At 54.7% G+C, this 17,749-nt stretch carries 9 protein-coding genes; 8 read left to right on the top strand and 1 reads right to left on the bottom strand.

Annotated elements, in window-relative coordinates; translation table 11 throughout:
* Nucleotides 1–114: 114 nt before the first annotated feature.
* The gene (gene glnE, locus LZ463_RS27505; RefSeq protein WP_241459525.1) at nt 115–2,865 is read right to left on the bottom strand and encodes a bifunctional [glutamate--ammonia ligase]-adenylyl-L-tyrosine phosphorylase/[glutamate--ammonia-ligase] adenylyltransferase; all 2,751 of its coding nucleotides are present in this window, start codon (nt 2,863–2,865) and stop codon (nt 115–117) included.
* A gap of 409 nt (nt 2,866–3,274) precedes the next feature.
* Between glnE and LZ463_RS27500 the strand changes: the two genes are divergently transcribed.
* From LZ463_RS27500 to bcsA, 8 genes are all read left to right on the top strand, one after another.
* Nucleotides 3,275–7,447: a YhdP family protein gene (locus tag LZ463_RS27500; protein WP_241459523.1), complete on the top strand. Its 4,173-nt coding sequence runs from the start codon at nt 3,275–3,277 to the stop codon at nt 7,445–7,447.
* 42 nt (nt 7,448–7,489) lie between these two features.
* Nucleotides 7,490–8,296, top strand: coding sequence for a carbon-nitrogen hydrolase family protein (locus LZ463_RS27495; RefSeq protein ID WP_241459522.1), 807 nt, complete (start codon nt 7,490–7,492; stop codon nt 8,294–8,296).
* Between the two features lie 167 nt (nt 8,297–8,463).
* Nucleotides 8,464–9,924: a metalloprotease TldD gene (gene tldD, locus LZ463_RS27490; protein WP_241459521.1), complete on the top strand. Its 1,461-nt coding sequence runs from the start codon at nt 8,464–8,466 to the stop codon at nt 9,922–9,924.
* Between the two features lie 43 nt (nt 9,925–9,967).
* Nucleotides 9,968–10,735 carry a cellulose biosynthesis protein BcsQ gene (gene bcsQ, locus LZ463_RS27485; RefSeq protein WP_241459520.1) on the top strand — a complete coding sequence of 256 codons (768 nt, stop codon included), beginning with the start codon at nt 9,968–9,970 and terminating at the stop codon, nt 10,733–10,735.
* Nucleotides 10,736–11,068: 333 nt separating this feature from the next.
* Nucleotides 11,069–11,560 carry a cellulose biosynthesis protein BcsD gene (gene bcsD / locus LZ463_RS27480; protein WP_241459519.1) on the top strand — a complete coding sequence of 164 codons (492 nt, stop codon included), beginning with the start codon at nt 11,069–11,071 and terminating at the stop codon, nt 11,558–11,560.
* Between the two features lie 46 nt (nt 11,561–11,606).
* Complete coding sequence (bcsP, locus tag LZ463_RS27475; RefSeq protein ID WP_241459518.1) at nt 11,607–12,419, top strand: cellulose biosynthesis protein BcsP; 813 nt, start codon at nt 11,607–11,609, stop codon at nt 12,417–12,419.
* A complete protein-coding gene (bcsQ, locus tag LZ463_RS27470) occupies nt 12,416–13,183 on the top strand; it encodes a cellulose biosynthesis protein BcsQ (RefSeq protein ID WP_241459517.1) in 768 nt (255 codons plus the stop codon). Before bcsP ends, bcsQ (LZ463_RS27470) begins: the two co-directional genes overlap by 4 nt.
* On the top strand, nt 13,183–17,733 hold the full coding sequence (gene bcsA / locus LZ463_RS29310) for a UDP-forming cellulose synthase catalytic subunit (RefSeq protein ID WP_489686158.1): 4,551 nt from the start codon (nt 13,183–13,185) through the stop codon (nt 17,731–17,733). The genes bcsQ (LZ463_RS27470) and bcsA overlap by 1 nt, the downstream gene beginning before the upstream one ends.
* The last annotated feature ends 16 nt before the right edge of the window (nt 17,734–17,749 follow it).

Raw genomic sequence — 17,749 nt, 5'->3', positions numbered from 1 at the left:
GTATCTGGCTAGGTTCATGCCGACATAAGCAGTCTGGCAGGGCCGATCAGGAAAAAGCGCGGTGTTCTCCAATGCGGGGACACCGCGTTTGTCTATATTTGATCGCTCGTTTGATCATTGATCAGCATTCGTCACCTGATCAAACAACTGGTGCCACAAGGCCCGTGTGGTTGCTGCCTCTTGTTCTACCAGCTCAGGTAATACCCTGGCCCTGTCTTCACCCTGAAGCCGTATGCCGTGCTGGAGTTTGCGGTAGAGACGATAGGCATTGGCGGTGTGCTCTGCCAGTTGCGCATCGATCAGACCCAGTTCAGCACAGCGTTTGAGCAAAGCGATATTGCCCTTGTTGGCTGTGAGCGACGGGTGCTGGCCGGCATATTTCAGGACCAGGAATTGTACGATGAATTCTATGTCTATCATGCCGCCGGCATCGTGCTTGAGATCAAACAGTTCGCTGCGGTTGACATGCGCATCACGCATTTTCTTACGCATGTTGACGACTTCCATGCGCAATTTTTCAGCATCCCTGGTTTGCCGTAAAACCTGCTCGCGGATCTGCTCAAACTGTTCGCCTATGGCAGCGTCGCCGGCACAAAAGCGGGCGCGGGTCAGGGCCTGGTGTTCCCACAGCCAGGCCGATTTTTCCTGGTAACGGGCAAACGATGCTACCGAGGACACCAGCAAACCGCTGGCGCCGTCAGGGCGCAGGGCAATGTCGATATCAAACAGGATGCCGGCCGGTGTGTGGCTGGTCATCCAGGTGATGAAGCGCTGCCCCAGCTTGGCATAATTGGCCGGTGCATCCTGGTCTTCGTCTTCATATAAAAAGATCACGTCAAGGTCGGACGCATAGCCCAGTTCCTTGCCTCCCTGTTTGCCATAGGCGATGACGGCAAAGCGTGGCTCTGGCCGGTGGCGGCTGGCGATGGTTTCCCAGGCCGATTGCAGGACGGCAGCGACGATGATGTCCGCCAGTTGCGATAATTCGTCGGCCAGGTGTTCTACGCTGAGCTGGCCTTCCAGGTCTTGCGCCAGCAGGCGGAACTGCATGGCATGATGCATTTCACGCAGGGTTTCCATCTGCCTTTCAGTATCGCCCTGATGCTGCTGCAAGTGATGTTGCAGGTCCAGCTGGAAGGCTGGCCAGTCAGGATGCTCATGCAATGATGCTTCATCGAGCAATTCATCAAGCAGTATGGGGTGGCGCGTCAGGAATTTTGCCGCCCAGTCGGAGGCCGCCATCATCCGTATCACCCTTGCCAGTGCATGCGGATATTCGGTCAGCAGGGATAGATAGGCTGCGCGGCGGGCGATGGCTTCCATGAAATCGAGCAGGCGGTGCCAGGCCAATACCTGGTTGTCACGCTGACGGGCGATGATGTTGAGGGCATTGTTGAGCAGAGACACCAGCTTGATGCGGCTTGATTCTGACAAAGCCTGTACTTTGGGTGACTGCCAGGTGGCCAGCAATCTTTGCGACACTGCCCGAGTGACCTCAGTCGAGAGACCCAGGCTGCTCAGGTGGGCGGCGATCAACTCGTCACTGTCGGGGCTGGCCAGGCTCACAGCCAGCATGCCCTGTTCATTTTCACCGCTATTGTCGGCCTTGTCACGGAAGATGGCGTCAAACTGCTCTGCAATGAAATCGCGATGGGGGCGCAACTTTTCCAGCAACTCTGCGACGCTGCCGCAATGCATCATCAGGGCGATTTTTTGCTGATCTTCTTCGCGGGCAGGGAAGGTATGAGTCTGGGCGTCGTCGAGGTATTGCAGCCGGTGTTCCAGGTTACGCAAGAACTCGTAGGACAGCAGCAGTTTTTCAATCACGCCAGCGTCAAGTATACCCTTGTCAGCCAGTGTTTGCAGGGTCCTGCGGGTGGAACGGTCACGCAGGCTGGCGTCACGACCGCCGCGTATCAACTGGAAGACCTGGGCCAGGAACTCCACTTCGCGTATGCCGCCACGACCAAGTTTGACATTATTGCTGCGCTCAGGGTGCTTGGTTTCTTGCCGTACGACTTCTGCCCGTATTTGTGCATGCATGGAACGCAATGAGTCAATGGCGCCAAAGTCGAGGTAACGGCGATACACAAAAGGGCGGATGATTTTTTCCAGTGCGGCAATATCATCGGGATTGCCCGTCATGGCGCGCGCCTTGACCCAGGCATAACGTTCCCACTCACGTCCCTGTATCAGGAAATATTCTTCTATCATATTGAAGCTGGCAACCAGAGGACCGGATGCGCCATTGGGCCGCAAGGCCATGTCAACGCGGAAACTGTAGCCATCCTCGGTCACTTCGGATATGGCGGCAATCAGTTTCTTGCCCAGGCGATTGAAGTATTCATGATTGGACAGGCTGCGCTGGCTGGCATCCTGTACCTGGGTCTCGCCGTCTTCGGCATAGCAAAAAATCAGGTCTATATCGGATGAGACATTGAGTTCATAGCCGCCCAGCTTGCCCATGCCCAGCACGATCAGCACTTGTTCGTTGCCGCTTTCTTCGCCCGTCGGTGTGCCGTACAGGGCCTGCATTTCCAGGTTCAGGGCTTGCAGATGCTGTTGCACCACAAAATCGGCAAACAGGCTGATTGTTGTTGCTACTTCATCAAAATTTGCCTGACCGCACAGGTCTCGCTTGATCAGCGTGCAGACCACCAGTTTGCGCAGGCGGCGCATGGCTTTGTTAAGACTGGCACCTGCATAAATTTCTTTTTGTAAAAAATGCGCAAAATCGTCCGTGCTCAAGGATAATCCAGAAACTTGCTGCAAAAGTTCGGCTCTGTCGGGATCTGCCTGCAGACAATGATTGAAAAATCGGGATGCCTGGAGAATGTCGGCATGGAGGTTGGTGCTTGCGGTCATCATGTTTTGTCAGTTTGCCAGAGTTGACATCGATTTTAAGCGATTAGGCCGATCAGAGGTATGCAGGTAGTGATGGCGAGGCAGCAAAGTATTTGCCAGTACAGCGTGCTCTGGCAGAATAGAGACTGGGCAGTTTATGCGTGGGAAAGCAGGGCTGGAGGTGTTCCGGCCTGAAGATTGAACAGACATTGCAGTTGCAGCAATAGCAATGAAGAAGTGCTAAGGTGTTGAGATGGGAAGTTTGTCGGCGGACGGCAGCAGGTCCCAGGATGTGAGGATTTACGCAAGGATAAATAAAGATTTTGCTTTTTTGCAAATTTAATTATTCTTACGCAAGTTTGACTTACAAATAAATTACACTTTAGCAATGACACAAGCAGATCAAGAACACATTGCTAACAATAAGGCAGTGAGCAAAAGGCCAGGCCCGGGCCATTTCTGGCGGCTTTGCCGTTTCACCTGGCGCACCTGCGACAAAAGCCTGCGTTTTACGCTCAGGCTCATCCTGTCTTTGTATTTTCTGTTCTGTATCCTGGTCCTGATACTGCGCTACGCAGTATTGCCGAATGTTGACCGCTATAAGCCTGATATCGAACAGGCGATTTCTTCTTCGCTGGGCAGACAGTTAAAGATAGACAAACTGCAAGCCTCCTGGCAGGGACTGAAGCCGCAATTCATGCTGGAAAACGTGGTGATGTACGACAAACAGGGCGGCCAGGCCCTGGTATTGCCCGAGGTGTCGGCTACATTGTCATGGTGGTCGCTGGCAGTGGCTGACCTGCGCTTTGAGCGTATTGTCATCGACAAGCCCAGCCTGGATCTGCGCAGGGAGGCTGACGGCAAGATTTATGTCGGCAGTTTTTATATCGACCCGGCCGGTGAAGGCAAGGGACAGGGCCTGGACTGGGTATTGGCCCAGCACGAGATCTACATCCGCAATGGCGCGTTGCGCTGGACTGACAAGATGCGTAACGGCGCTGAACTGAACCTGCCGCGCGTCAGTTTCCTGTTACAGAACCAGTGGCGTCACCACAAGTTTGCGCTCAAGGCCATACCTGATGCCAGCCTGTCGGCACCGCTTGATATTCGCGGTGATTTCATGCATCCGGTGTTTGCACAAAAGATTTCTGATGTCTCTTTGTGGACCGGTGAACTGTATACCGACCTGCGCCGTACCGATCTGGCTGCACTGAAAACCTTCGTCGATTATCCGGCCGATGTCAAAAAAGCCTATGGTTCGGTGCGGGCCTGGATGCGCCTGGACAAGGGCAGGATGGCTGAACTGACCGCCGACCTGAGTCTGGCCGATGTGCAGGGCAAGTTCCGCGCCGATTTGCCTGAGCTGGACATGGCCCTGGTCAGCGGTCGCCTGGTTGCCAGTGAAAAGGCAACCGCCAAACAGCGGTTTCTGGCATCATTCCTGGGACAGTCTGGCCACAGTGTATCGCTGATTGATTTCTCGATGCGAACCCGCGATGGTCAGCAGTTGCCGGTCACCACCATCAGGGAAACCTTTACCCCCGGTGAAAAAGGCCAGCCGGAAACCGTGGAACTGTACGCCAAGACCCTGGACTTGCAGACACTGGCAAATTTTGCCGAACACCTGCCCTTGCCCAAAGACCAGCGTCAGATGCTGGTGGACTTTGCCCCCAAGGGGCAATTGAAGGACTTTGCGGCAAAGTGGCAGGGCGCTTATCCCGATGTGTCTTCCTATAGCATCAAGGGGCAGTTCATCAATCTGTCAATGCTGGCGCAGGCGGCACAACTGTCCCGGCCCAAGACTGCCCAATTGCCTGCCAAGGCGGCAGTGCCGGCCATACCCGGGTTTGAAAACCTGTCCGGCAGCATAGAGGCGAATGACAAGGGCGGTAAGTTCCTGCTTGACTCCAGGGACCTGTCCTTGCGACTGCCCAGTTATTTCGTTGATCCGCTGATGCCGTTTTCGCGCCTGTACATGCAAGCCGGATGGCAGTTTGTCGAACAGGACAAACTGATCTTCCAGATCGATAAAATGGATGCCCAGCAAGAAGATATGCATGCCACCCTGACTGGCAAGCACATCATGTCCATGCGGCATGGCGTCGAGGCGCAACCGGGTGAGGTGGACCTGACAGGCAGTATCACCGGTTTTGACCTGAAACAGCTTGACCGTTACATCCCGGTCGCGGCGGAAGAACATTTACGTCACTGGCTGCTCAATGCCATCCTGGAAGGCAGGGCTGATGATGTCAGTGTGCGTTTGCGCGGCGATCTGGCGCATTTTCCTTTCAACAGTAATGATGGCAAGAAAGCCCATAAAGGCGAATTCCTGGTCAAGGGCAACCTGACTGGCGGCAAACTTGATTTTGCCGCAGCCCAGTTGAATGAAGAAGGCAAGCCCCTGTGGCCGGTCATCGAAGATATCAAGGGTGGCTTTGTCTTTGATAAGGCCAGGATGGAAATCAGCGGCGATACGGCGCGCACGCTTGGCGTAGACCTGAAAAAGGTCAAGGCCATCATTCCTGACCTGTCCATCCATGGCGCCGTGCTCAATATCGATGGGCAGGCCAGCGGCAATTTGCAAAACATGCTCGCTTATGTCGGGGCCAGCCCGGTCAGTGGCTGGCTTGGCCATTTCCTGAAAGAGACCAAAGCCAGCGCATCGTCAGCCCTGTCACTGAAGCTGCAATTGCCCTTGCAGCACCTGATTGACGCCAAGGTACTGGGAATTTTGCAATTTGCCAATAATGATGTGGTCCTGCAGCCAGGTATCCCGCAAGTGACCGGCCTCAATGGCAAGCTGGAATTCAACGAGACTGGCGTTAATCTGGGCACGCTCAAGGGCGCGGCGCTCGGTGGACCGGTACAGATTACCGGTGGTTCGCAAAAGGATAATAGTGTGAAAGTCAGGCTGGACGGCGGCATCACTGCCGAAGGCGTGCGCAAGATCATGCCGGCTTCCATGGCAGACAAGCTTGGTGATCGCATCAGCGGTGCCAGCCGTTACACGGCCAGTATCCATGTGAAAAAGCGTCAGCCGGAGATCATCATCGATTCCAGTCTGGCGGGCATGGCATTGAATTTTCCCATGCCCCTGAAAAAGGGGATAAATGAAACCATGCCCCTGCATTTTGAACTGTTGCCGCAACCGGGTATGGATGCGCAAAGTCTGCGTGATGAAATCCGTGTCACTCTTGGCAGTGCATCAGGCAATGCCATCAATGCCAGGTATTTCAGGCAAAAACCAGCCAATGGCCCCTGGCAGGTTGTGCGTGGCGGCATAGGGGTAAATGCGCCAGCCCCTGAGCCTGACAGCGGTTTGAATGCAAATGTCGATCTGAAGTCGCTCAATATCGATGAATGGCGCAAGCTGACACCGGCACCGGGCAATGTGGTTGCGACAAGTGCAGCCCAGGCGTCTGCACCAGGCACGGACAGGGACATGGTTGATCTTGATCTGTCGCCCTACATAGAACCGACGACCATGGCGGCCAGGACGCCTGAACTGCATATCATGGGCAAGACCCTTGAAAACGTCGTGGTTGGCGTGTCGCGCCAACGAAATGTCTGGCAGGCAAATATTTACTCCAACCAGGCTGCCGGTTACCTGACCTGGAACGAAGGCGCGGGCGGGCAGGGACTGGGCAGTGTGACGGCACGTTTAAGCAATCTGATCATTCCCAAATCAGCTGCCGCTGATGTCAGCGAGTTGCTGGAGGGGAAAAGTACGACCACCCAGATTCCCGCCCTTGACATCGTGGCTGAAAATTTTGAGCTGTTTAACAAAAAGCTTGGCCAGCTTGAGCTGGCCGCAGTGAACCAGCTTGGTGCCCAGGGTGTGGGGCGCGAATGGCAGATCAGCAAGCTCTTGCTCAAGAATGCTGATGCAGAGTTCAATGCCAGCGGCAAATGGGAAAGTCTGACCGGTGACGGACGGACGCAATTGAACTATGTGCTTGACATTAACAATTCCGGCAAATTGCTGGAGCGCCTGGGCTTTGCCGATGTCTTGCGTGGTGGTCGCGGCAAGCTCGAAGGCGAGGTTCACTGGAATGGGTTACCATTTTCCATGGATATACCAAGCATGAATGGCAGCATCAAGATGGTGCTTTCCAGCGGGCAATTTTTGAAGGTAGACCCTGGTGCTGCCAAATTGCTGGGTGTATTGAGCCTGCAATCGCTGCCACGCCGTCTGACGCTGGATTTCCGTGATGTGTTTTCAGACGGTTTTGCCTTTGATTCGATTGCCGGTATAGCCCAGATACAGCAGGGTGTGGCAAAGACTGATAACCTGAAAATGCTGGGTGTGAATGCGACGGTATTGCTGCAAGGTAATGCTGATATCGTCAAGGAATCACAGGACCTGCATGTGACCGTGATACCCGTCGTCAATGTCGGCACGGCATCGGTCCTGTATGGTCTGGCGGTCAATCCCGTGATTGGCCTTGGCACCTTTTTGGCGCAGGTGTTTTTACGTGAGCCCTTGAGCAAGGCTTTCACGTTTGAATACAAGGTCAGCGGTTCATGGAAAGAGCCGACGGTGACCAAGCTGGAAGGTCGCGACAGCGCACAGTCAAACAACAAGGCCGCCAGCAAATCATAAATGACGACCAGTCTTGTTACGAGCAGATTACATGAGGATGTTATGAAAATCGCAGCGATACAAATGATTTCCACACCGGTGCTGTCAGAAAACCTGGCAACGGCCAGACGCCTGATGCAGCAAGCGGCAGATGAGGGCGCAAAAATGCTGTTGTTGCCTGAATACTGGCCGTTGATGGGCATGCAGGAAACCGACAAGGTGGACATTGCAGAACCGGCTGATGCAGCGGATGATAAGGGGACCATGCAGGCTTTCATGGCGGACATGGCCCGCAGTCTTGGCGTCTGGCTGATCGGCGGCACCATTCCTCTGCAGGCGCCGGAAGCGGGCAAGGTACTCAACAGCACGCTCGTATTCAACCCCGAAGGGCGGCAGGTCGCCCGCTACGACAAGATACATCTGTTTGGCTTTAGCAAGGGGGATGAATCCTATGAAGAAGCGCGCACCATCGTTGCAGGTGGCCAGGTCAGCAGTTTTGATGCCGGTTTCGGCCAGGTTGCCCTGTCGATCTGCTATGACCTGCGCTTCCCTGAGCTGTATCGCACGCTCGGTACCTGCTCGCTGATTGTGGTTCCTGCCGCCTTTACCTATACCACCGGTCAGGCCCACTGGGAAATCCTGTTACGTGCCAGGGCCATAGAAAATCAATGTTATGTGCTGGCCTGCGGTCAGGGCGGCAAGCATGTCAATGGCCGCCGGACCTGGGGCCATAGCATGCTGATTGATCCCTGGGGCAAGATATTGAACCTGCTGGAGGAAGGCGAGGGCATCGTCAGCGGCGATATTGATGAAACCGTGATTGCCAGCATACGCGAGAGCCTGCCCGCACTGCGGCATCGCAAGTTGTAAAAAGCACAGTGTTATTCTGCCTTGCTCCCAGTGAACAGCGCAGATGCTCTACAATGTAAGTACTTGTGCAAATATGCCTTGCAGCTTGAGCGCTATCTCGCCAGGGCTTGTTTGCAGCTTATGTGTAATACCTTTGCAATTCACCTGCAACACCGAACAGACTATTTATGACACCATTTGATCCCGCCATGAGCCATCTTGCCATCGCCCGCGACATTTTGCTGACCCCTTTTGGCCTGGATGAGGCCAAGCTCAGCAAAGTGCTGGCCAGCATGTTCACCCACAAGGTTGATTATGCCGACCTGTATTTCCAGTTCACCCGCAACGAAGGCTGGAGCCTTGAAGAAGGCATTGTCAAGACCGGCAGCTTTTCTATCGACCAGGGTGTGGGCGTCCGTGCCGTATCTGGCGACAAGACGGCGTTCTCGTATTCGGATGAAATCTCCGAGCAGGCGTTGTTTGACGCCGCCAAGGCGACACGCACCATCGCCCGCCAGGGTTCCGGCAAAATTCAGGTGGCGTCAGGCTTGCAGGGGCTGGACGGGCGCTCGCTGTATCTGCGTGACGACCCCCTGCATTCCATGGATGCCAATCAGAAAGTCCTGTTGCTGGAAAAACTGGAAAAGATCGCCAGGGCCAAAGACCCGCGCATTGTACAGGTCATGGCGAATATGGCCGGTGAATACGATGTCGTGCTGGTGGCGCGCAGCGACGGTGTCATCGCCGCTGATATCCGCCCGCTGGTACGCGTTTCGCTGACTGTCATCGCCGAACAGAATGGTCGTCGTGAAATGGGCAACAGCGGTGGCGGTGGCCGTTACGACTATTCGTATTTCACTGACGCCCTGCTTGAGCAATATGCCGATGAAGCAGTCAAGTCTGCCCTGGTCAACCTGGAAGCGCGTCCGGCACCGGCTGGCGTGATGACCGTGGTACTTGGTCCTGGCTGGCCTGGCGTGCTGCTGCACGAAGCCATCGGTCACGGCCTGGAAGGTGATTTCAACCGCAAGGGTTCGAGCACCTTCTCCGGCCGCATCGGCCAGCGTGTGGCTGCCAAAGGCGTCACTGTCGTCGATGACGGCACCATGGCGAACCGCCGTGGTTCGCTGAACATGGACGATGAAGGCAATCCGACCCAGTGCACCACCCTGATCGAAGACGGCATACTCAAGGGCTACATGCAGGACACCATGAATGCCCGTCTGATGAAAATGCCGGTAACCGGCAACGCCAGGCGTGAATCCTTCGCCCACCTGCCCATGCCGCGCATGACCAACACTTATATGCTGGCTGGTGACAAAGACCCGGAAGAAATTCTTGCATCCGTTAAAAATGGTCTTTACGCAGTCAACTTTGGCGGCGGTCAGGTGGATATCACGAATGGCAAATTTGTTTTTTCAGCCAGCGAAGCGTACATGATAGAAAACGGCAAGATCGCTTATCCGGTCAAGGGCGCAACCCTGATCGGCAATGGACCTGAGGTGTTGAATCATGTCAGCATGATAGGCAATGACCTGCGTCTTGATGCTGGCATAGGCGTCTGCGGCAAGGAAGGGCAGAGCCTGCCTGTCGGTGTCGGCCAGCCGAGCTTGCGAATAGAAGGCCTGACAGTCGGGGGAACGGCCTGATGCCCTGTGTAAGCGCAACTGCAGTCATGCCGGAGTCGCAGGCATGATAGTCATTGCGATAGTGTCAGCCAAAGGCGGCGTCGGCAAGACCACGATCACTGCCAATCTTGGCGTTGGTTTTGCAGAGCGCGGCTATCCTGTCACCATCATAGACCTCGACCCGCAAAATGCCATGCAATGGCATCTGGGCGGGCTTGAAGAGGGTGAGAATAACGGCGTCAGCCTGTTGACTGGCGCGCGGGCAAAATTGATGGACGCCTGTTATACCAGCCCCTTTGGTGTCAACTTCGTCCCATTTGGTCATGGTGGTGAAGTACAGCGCATGCGTTTTGAAAAAATGCTGGAAGAGCAGGAATCCTGGTTGCGCAAAAAACTGCAGGCAGCCAGGCTGGCAAACGATACCATCGTCCTGCTGGATACGCCACCGGGGCCGTCCGTATATCTGAAACAGGCCATCCATGCCGCTGACTTTTTGCTGGTGGTGGTATTGGCTGATGCGGCCTCTTATTCAACCCTGCCTGAAATGGAAGAGTTGATTGCCACCTACGGCCATCGCAGCCAGGCCGATGTCGGTTCTGCCTATATCGTCAATCAGGGGTCGAAACGGCAACTGGCACAGGATGTGGTTGCCCTGATTGCCGACAGACTCGGTGAACGTATGGTCCCTTTCATCGTGCAGGAAAGTCCGCAAGTCGAAGAGGCGCTCGCCTTTGAGCGGCCCATACTCGAATACAAACCGGACAATCCGGCTTCGCAAACCATACGAAAAATCATCGACTGGCTCGAAGCAGGCTTGCAAGGCCAGCACTGACAGTCTTGTCCCGGACTTGCCTGAGTCGGTTTGCCGACCACGAATGCGGGTCGGAATGCGGGTGCGCAATGCAAATTCCAAATTAATGGATTTACGATGGAATAGTGCACAAACTGAGGGGCGTTAGCGACCCAATTGTAAAAATGGTATGCAAGATAATTAAATATCTATAAATCCTTGATTCTATTATTAATTGTTGACATTTGACCATCTGCTTTGGCTGGACTACCAATATTAGCGAGTGGTAAAGTCACAACGAATGAACATGCTCTATGATTTGCATGTCACGATACGGCGCATAGAGAAAGAGTCAAAACTAAGGGCTAAATCAAGATGTCAACAACTACGATCCATTATTATGAAGAGCAGCAATGCTCTGTTCAATGGAGATCCTTTCTTGGCGCATTTTCTGCTGAATTTGCATCCAAGGGTGAAGAGAAGGATTTGCGTGCATTCATGCATCAGTTGGGCCGCACAATGTCGAAGGGCTACGACGTGACTGACGGCAGCAGCCTGCAGGCGCTGGAAGCCTGCATGAACCGCGTGTGGTCTGCCATGAACTGGGGTTGGGTGGAACTGGTGGAAGAAGCCGATGCACTGGTGGTTGCCCACCATGCTGCGCCACTGAAGGTCGCTTTTGGTCCGGATGCCCTGAACTGGTCGCCGGCCCTGCTTGAAGGCGTCTATGCACAATGGTTTGAAGGCCTGGGCATGGACAAGAGTCTGCGCCTGACCCAGCGTGATGGCGCTTACGAAGAAGGGCAGTTGTTTGTATTTGATTTGAAAAAACAGTTGGATGAGCCGTCTTATTTCACACGTCGTTAATTTCTTGTTTTTGTGACGCGGCAAGTAACCTGGGCTGGTGGCTATCATGGATGATGATGTAAAAAACTTATTTCAGAAATTTGGACAATCGACAGACGCCTATCGCGAAATCAAGCGCGATGCAGACAGCGAACAGGCCAGGCAGCGCTGGCCTTTGCTGCGTGATGTTCATTTACATGCCGCTACACCTGCCCGCGTCCAGCAACATGATGATGTCATGGTCGCACCAGCCGCGCATGAGAATGAAGCGGGAACAGCACCCAAACCGGTGGCTATGCGATCAGCCGCAAGCAGGGCCGCAGCAGTAAAAACCGCAAGCGCAGAACAGGCAACAGGCACGGTAAAACCGGTGCTAGTCACACCGCTGAAGCAGATACTGACACAGCAGCATCCCGCAGAAGAAACCGAGAGCGATGCTTCCGTATCCAGCCCCGCCGTACCGGCCTTCCTGTCCAAGATCATGCCAGCGTCGCAAAGAGAGGCTGCACCGGCGGCAGCAAGGGAAACACAGGACCGCAGACCATTTTCATCACGCCTGCTGGGCGCGCAGGCTGCATCGGTAAGCTCTGCGACGAATCACGTGTCTGCTGCACATAACGAAGCTCCAGCCAGGACCGTACGCAAGCCTTTGTCCAGTGTCGCCGCTTCGCCCGTTGCGCACAACGCGCCGGCAGCACCGACCGTGCCAGCCAGACAGTTTGCCGCCAGCGATGAAACAAAACCCGCTGCCGCCAATAAATCTGCGGCCAGGGATAAATCGGTCAGCGCAGTCTTTGGCCGCCTGGCCGGCAGGGAAGAAGAGCCCCGGCCTGTGGAAACGAGCAGTAACTCATTTTTTCAAAAAATATTTAAACCATGAGGGTTGTTGCCGTCATTTCGCCCAAAGGCGGCGTAGGAAAAACGACAACTACTGCCAATCTGGCAGCGTCCCTGGCCCGTTTGGGGCCACGTGTCACGATACTCGATCTGGATCCGCAAAATTCCCTGCGTCTGCACTTTGGCATGGCGCATGAAGATGCCAGTGGCATTGCGCAGCAAGAGGCCATGGACAGCACCTGGACGAGTGTCCTGTTTGAAAGCGCCTACGGCGTGAATTTCCTGCCTTATGGCAGCGTCGATGAAAATCAGCGCGGTGATTTTGAGCAGACCATAAAAGATAACCCCAAATGGCTGGCGCAACACCTGGCCAGCCTGCAACTGGCGGACAACAGTGTGGTATTGATCGATACACCGCCAGGCCCCAGTATCTATTTGCAACAGGTATTAAGTGTGGCAAATTATGCGCTGGTGGTATTGAAGCCGGATGCTGCCTCGTATTCGACGATACCATCGATAGAATCGCTGATCGACTATTATTGTGGGCAGCGCAAGGACTTTTTAGGCTATTGTTATCTGTTGAACCAGATGGATGCGTCAAAACAGCTGAGTCGTGACGTGTTTGGCATGTTGCGTAACAGTTTGGGCAAGCGCTTCATACCCGTAACGATACACAGGGATGAAGCCGTCAGTGAGGCCCTGGCTTGTCAGACACCGGTGGCTTATTATTCCCAGCACTGTTCGGCAACGCATGACATGCAGGAACTGACCGCCTGGTTACAGACTAATTTCAGATTGGTTGATTGATGCGCTCGATACTTAATTCCCGTTACCTGTACGGTCGCCTCAACGACCTGGGGCGCTCCATGGTCAACTGGAGCGGCTGGGATGGCAAGATACCGCGTTTTCTGGCGCTGCTGGTGGCCGTGTTCCTGTACTGGTCCAGTATCAGCATCCCGCTGGACCTGCCTTTGCAGACCCTGTTTTCCACCATCATTTTTGGTACTGCGCTATATCTTCGACGCTATACCGGTACCCTGATTTCACTGGTGATGGTGATGTTTTCCATCAGCGCCACCAGCCGTTACATCTATTGGCGCATCACCTATACCATCGGTACCGACAACCTGATCGACCTGTTTTTTGCCCTGGTGCTGATCATGGCGGAAGTCTACGCCTGGGCGGTGCTCCTGCTCGGTTACCTGCAGACTGCCTGGCCATTGAAGCGCAAACCGGTGATGCTGCCGGCGGATACGTCGACCTGGCCCACCATCGACCTGTTCATTCCCAGCTATAACGAAGACCTGAGCGTGGTGAAACCGACAGTGCTGGCGGCAATGGGGCTGGACTGGCCCAAGGACAAGCTCAACATCATCATCCTTGATGACGGGCGCCGTCCGGCCTTTGCCGAATTTGCCGCTTCGGTCGGTGTCCAGTGCTTTACCCGTGCCGATAACAACCATGCCAAGGCTGGCAACATCAATGCCGCCCTGAAGCGCACGAACGGTGATTTTGTCGCGATTTTCGATTGCGATCACATGCCGACGCGATCGTTTTTGCAGTATACGATGGGCTGGTTCCTGGTTGACCCCAAACTGGCCATGGTACAGACGCCTCACCATTTCCTGTCACCAGACCCGTTTGAACGCAATCTGCAAACCTTCCGCAATGTGCCCAATGAAGGTGAACTGTTCTACGGCCTGATACAGGACGGTAACGATCTGTGGAATGCGACTTTCTTTTGCGGTTCCTGCGCAATCCTGCGCCGCACTTACCTCGAAGAAGTCGGCGGCATTGCCGTTGAAACCGTGACTGAAGATGCGCACACCGCATTGAAAATGCAGCGCCTTGGTTATAACACCGCCTATCTGGCCTTGCCCCAGGCAGCCGGGCTGGCGACCGAGAGCCTGTCGGCCCACGTTGGTCAGCGTATACGCTGGGCGCGTGGCATGGCGCAGATTTTCCGTACCGATAATCCCCTGCTGGGAAAGGGGCTCAGTTTTGGTCAGCGGCTTTGCTACAGCAATGCCATGCTGCATTTCTTCTATGGCCTGCCGCGCATGGTTTTCTTGCTGGCGCCACTGTCTTACCTGTTCTTTGAAGTCCACATCATCAAGGCGTCAGCCCTGTCGATTGCCGCCTATTCGCTACCGCACCTCTTGCATGCCAACCTGACCAACTCACGCATACAGGGAGCGCACCGGCATTCCTTCTGGGCCGAAGTGTATGAGGCAACGCTGGCCTGGTATATTTTCCGTCCGACACTGGTGGCGCTGATCAACCCCAAATTGGGTAAGTTCAACGTGACGGCCAAGGGTGGTCTGGTCGAACACGAGCATTTTGACTGGACCATTTCCAAGCCTTACCTGATCATGCTGGGGGCGAACGTACTGGGCTTTTTTGTCGGCATAGGTCGCGCCGTCTGGTGGAATACCTATGAAATGGATACCGTCATCCTGAACATGTTGTGGACCATTTATAACCTGGTCATACTGGGCGCAACGCTGGCAGTGGCGACAGAGTCGAAACAGGTCCGGCGTACCCACCGGGTCAGGGCGGTGCTCAATGCTACCCTGCGCCTTAATAATGGCCACTCCATCGTATGCCGTACCGAAGATTTTTCCATGGGTGGCATGTCCTTCAGGGTACCTGATGGTTTCCACATGAACCGTGACGAAGACCTGATGATTTCGCTCTATGGCACCAATGGTGAATCAGTGTTCCCGGCCAAGACGGTCTTCTTCAAGGACAACCTGCTCAGCGTGCAATTCATGCCGCTTGATCTGCAACAGGAGATGGACCTCATCAATTGCACCATAGGCCGTGCCGACGTCTGGCTGAGCTGGTCAAATGACAGGGACATTGACCACCCGCTGCATGGCTTGCGTGAAATCGCTTATCACAGCATGCGCGGATTTAGCCGGTTTGGAACCAGTATCAAGCAATATCTAGCAGAAAAAACAGAGCATATGAATAAGACAAAAGAGGCCTCCACCGTGAAAACCATCGTGACAAGTATCCGTGCCAAATTCTCGCGCAAAGGCAGCACGACGGCGCTGGCTATCCTCTGTGGTCTGGCAGGTGTTGCCCATCAAGATGACGTGCTGGCAAAATCCAAACATGCCAGTGCCAGTGCAAGCGCCTCAGCACAAGCGGCGGTACCGGAAAAAGTGGCGCTCGAAGACCTGCAGCCGACCTCAATAATCGGTGGCCAGAAAACCTATAACATCAGCCTCAAGGACATGGTAGGCGTCAATTCCAGCATAGAATTGCGCGGCACCGAAGGTGAACGTTCCTTCCCTTTCACGGTACGCAGTGACGAAGTCATCACCTCGGCCAAGATCAAGTACGGTATCGCCTATTCACCGGCCCTGCTGCCTGACCTGTCGCATATCCAGGTATTGGTCAACAATGAACTGGTCAGCGTAGTCCCTCTGCCGCGCGAAAATTCCAAGGGCATCGTCAGGGAAGACGTCATTGATCCGCGCTTTTTTGCCGACTTCAATCAACTCAGCTTCAAGCTGATCGGCCACTACACCAGGGAATGTGAAGACCCTTATCACTCCAGTCTGTGGGCCAAGGTCAGCCATACCTCGAACCTGGAACTGACGGTTTCGCCACTGACACTGGCGAATGACCTGGGCATGTTGCCAGCGCCTTTCTTTGATCGTCGCGATAATAAATTGCTGGAACTGCCGTTCATCCTGCCAGCCACCCCGTCAATGGAAGTATTGCGCAATGCCGGTGTCGTGGCCTCCTGGTTTGGTCACCTGTCTTCTTACCGTGGCGCCCGTTTCCCGGTTGAAGCCAATGCGCTGCCGCGCGGTAACGCCGTGCTGTTTGCCACATCCACCGAAGCCCCGGCCGGCGTCAAGCTGCCGGCAATTGCCGGTCCTACCCTGGCCATCATGGCCAACCCCATGAACCCCAAAGCCAAGCTCTTGCTGGTGCTGGGCCGTGACGTTGGTGAATTGAAGACTGCCGTACAGGCACTGACCATGGGCCAGATCGCCATGCAGGGCGACACTGCCCTGATCAAGAACCTGAAAGAAATCGATCCCCGCAAACCTTATGATGCGCCAAAATGGCTGCCGACCGACAGGCCCGTGAAGTTTGGAGAACTGGCTGCTCCGCCTGCATTGAAAGTCAATGGCCTGACACCGGACCTGATCCGTGTCAACCTGCGTGTTGCGCCTGACCTGTTCACCTGGCAAAAAGATGGTGTGCCCATCGATTTACGCTATCGCTTCACGCCACGACCTACAGTTGACAAATCGACGCTGAACATCGGTATCAATGACGAATTCGTGCGCTCCCTGCCTTTGTCCGGCGCGCATGTGGAAAAGGGCAAGATCAAGGAATCAGTGATGCTGTTCTTCAAGGATGGTCAGCGTTTTGCCCAGGATGAAATCCAGGTGCCAACTTTCCGCATCGGTGCAGAGAATCAGTTGCAATTCCACTTCTTCTACGACTACCCTAAACAGGGTGCCTGTAAAGACGTCTACCTGGACAATGTTCGTTCCGCGATTGATCCGGATTCGACCATCGATTTTTCCAATATGCCGCACTATGCCGCCATGCCCAACCTGGCCTACATGGCCAATGCCGGTTTTCCGTTCACTCGCATGGCTGACCTGTCACAGACTGCCATCGTCATGCCTGATCGTCCCAATGTACAAGAGATGGAGTTGTTCCTCAACGTCATGGGCCGCATGGGCGAGTCAACCGGTTATCCGGTACTGAGCAGCACTTTGATACGCAGTGTCGACGTGGAAAAGTTCAGCGACAAGGACTTTCTGCTGATCGGCACCAGCGGCAATCTGCCCCTGCTCAAGCAGTGGTCCAAGTATATGCCCATGAGTATGGATGAAACCGGCAATCGCCTGCAGTTGCCTACTGGGTTCTTGCGCCTGGTGACACGCTGGTCCGGACGTGACCTTGATCAGATGGAGCGTCATGCTGGTGAAATGCTGGCCAAGACTGGCAATGCCTTCGGTGCGATGATGCAATTTGAATCACCTCTGTCGAGCGGACGCAATGTCATTGTCATGACTTCAGGCGATTCCGCCAGCCTGGCTGACCTGACCATGGGTTTGAACAAGGCCGATCTGCGCAGCAAGTTCCAGGGCGATCTGGTGCTGATCAAGGGGGATCGTGTCGCCAATGCGCAGATCGGTGATACCTATTACAGCGGCAGCCTGCCATGGTGGACCTGGATCAAGTGGCATCTGTCCACGCAGCCATTCATCATGATCATCTTCCTGATGCTGGCCTCGGTGATCGCGGCGACCATGCTGTTCCGTTTCCTGCGCAAGAAGGCGGCTTCACGCCTGGCACTGGAAGACAAGAAAAAATAAAGTGACAGACTGCCAG

The sequence above is a fragment of the Undibacterium paludis genome, from assembly GCF_022568815.1.
Taxonomy (GTDB): Bacteria; Pseudomonadota; Gammaproteobacteria; order Burkholderiales; family Burkholderiaceae_D; genus Undibacterium.
Note: the sequence above shows the minus strand (reverse complement) of the source record. Positions and strands in the feature narration are given on the sequence as shown.

What these genes read in the sequence shown, in the direction of transcription:
- glnE (WP_241459525.1), bottom strand. Translation starts at nt 2,865, where the DNA reads ATGACCGCAAGCACCAACCTCCATGCCGACATTCTCCAGGCATCCCGA.
- LZ463_RS27495 (WP_241459522.1), top strand. Translation starts at nt 7,490, where the DNA reads ATGAAAATCGCAGCGATACAAATGATTTCCACACCGGTGCTGTCAGAA.
- tldD (WP_241459521.1), top strand. Translation starts at nt 8,464, where the DNA reads ATGACACCATTTGATCCCGCCATGAGCCATCTTGCCATCGCCCGCGAC.
- bcsQ (WP_241459520.1), top strand. Translation starts at nt 9,968, where the DNA reads ATGATAGTCATTGCGATAGTGTCAGCCAAAGGCGGCGTCGGCAAGACC.
- bcsD (WP_241459519.1), top strand. Translation starts at nt 11,069, where the DNA reads ATGTCAACAACTACGATCCATTATTATGAAGAGCAGCAATGCTCTGTT.
- bcsP (WP_241459518.1), top strand. Translation starts at nt 11,607, where the DNA reads ATGGATGATGATGTAAAAAACTTATTTCAGAAATTTGGACAATCGACA.
- bcsQ (WP_241459517.1), top strand. Translation starts at nt 12,416, where the DNA reads ATGAGGGTTGTTGCCGTCATTTCGCCCAAAGGCGGCGTAGGAAAAACG.
- bcsA (WP_489686158.1), top strand. Translation starts at nt 13,183, where the DNA reads ATGCGCTCGATACTTAATTCCCGTTACCTGTACGGTCGCCTCAACGAC.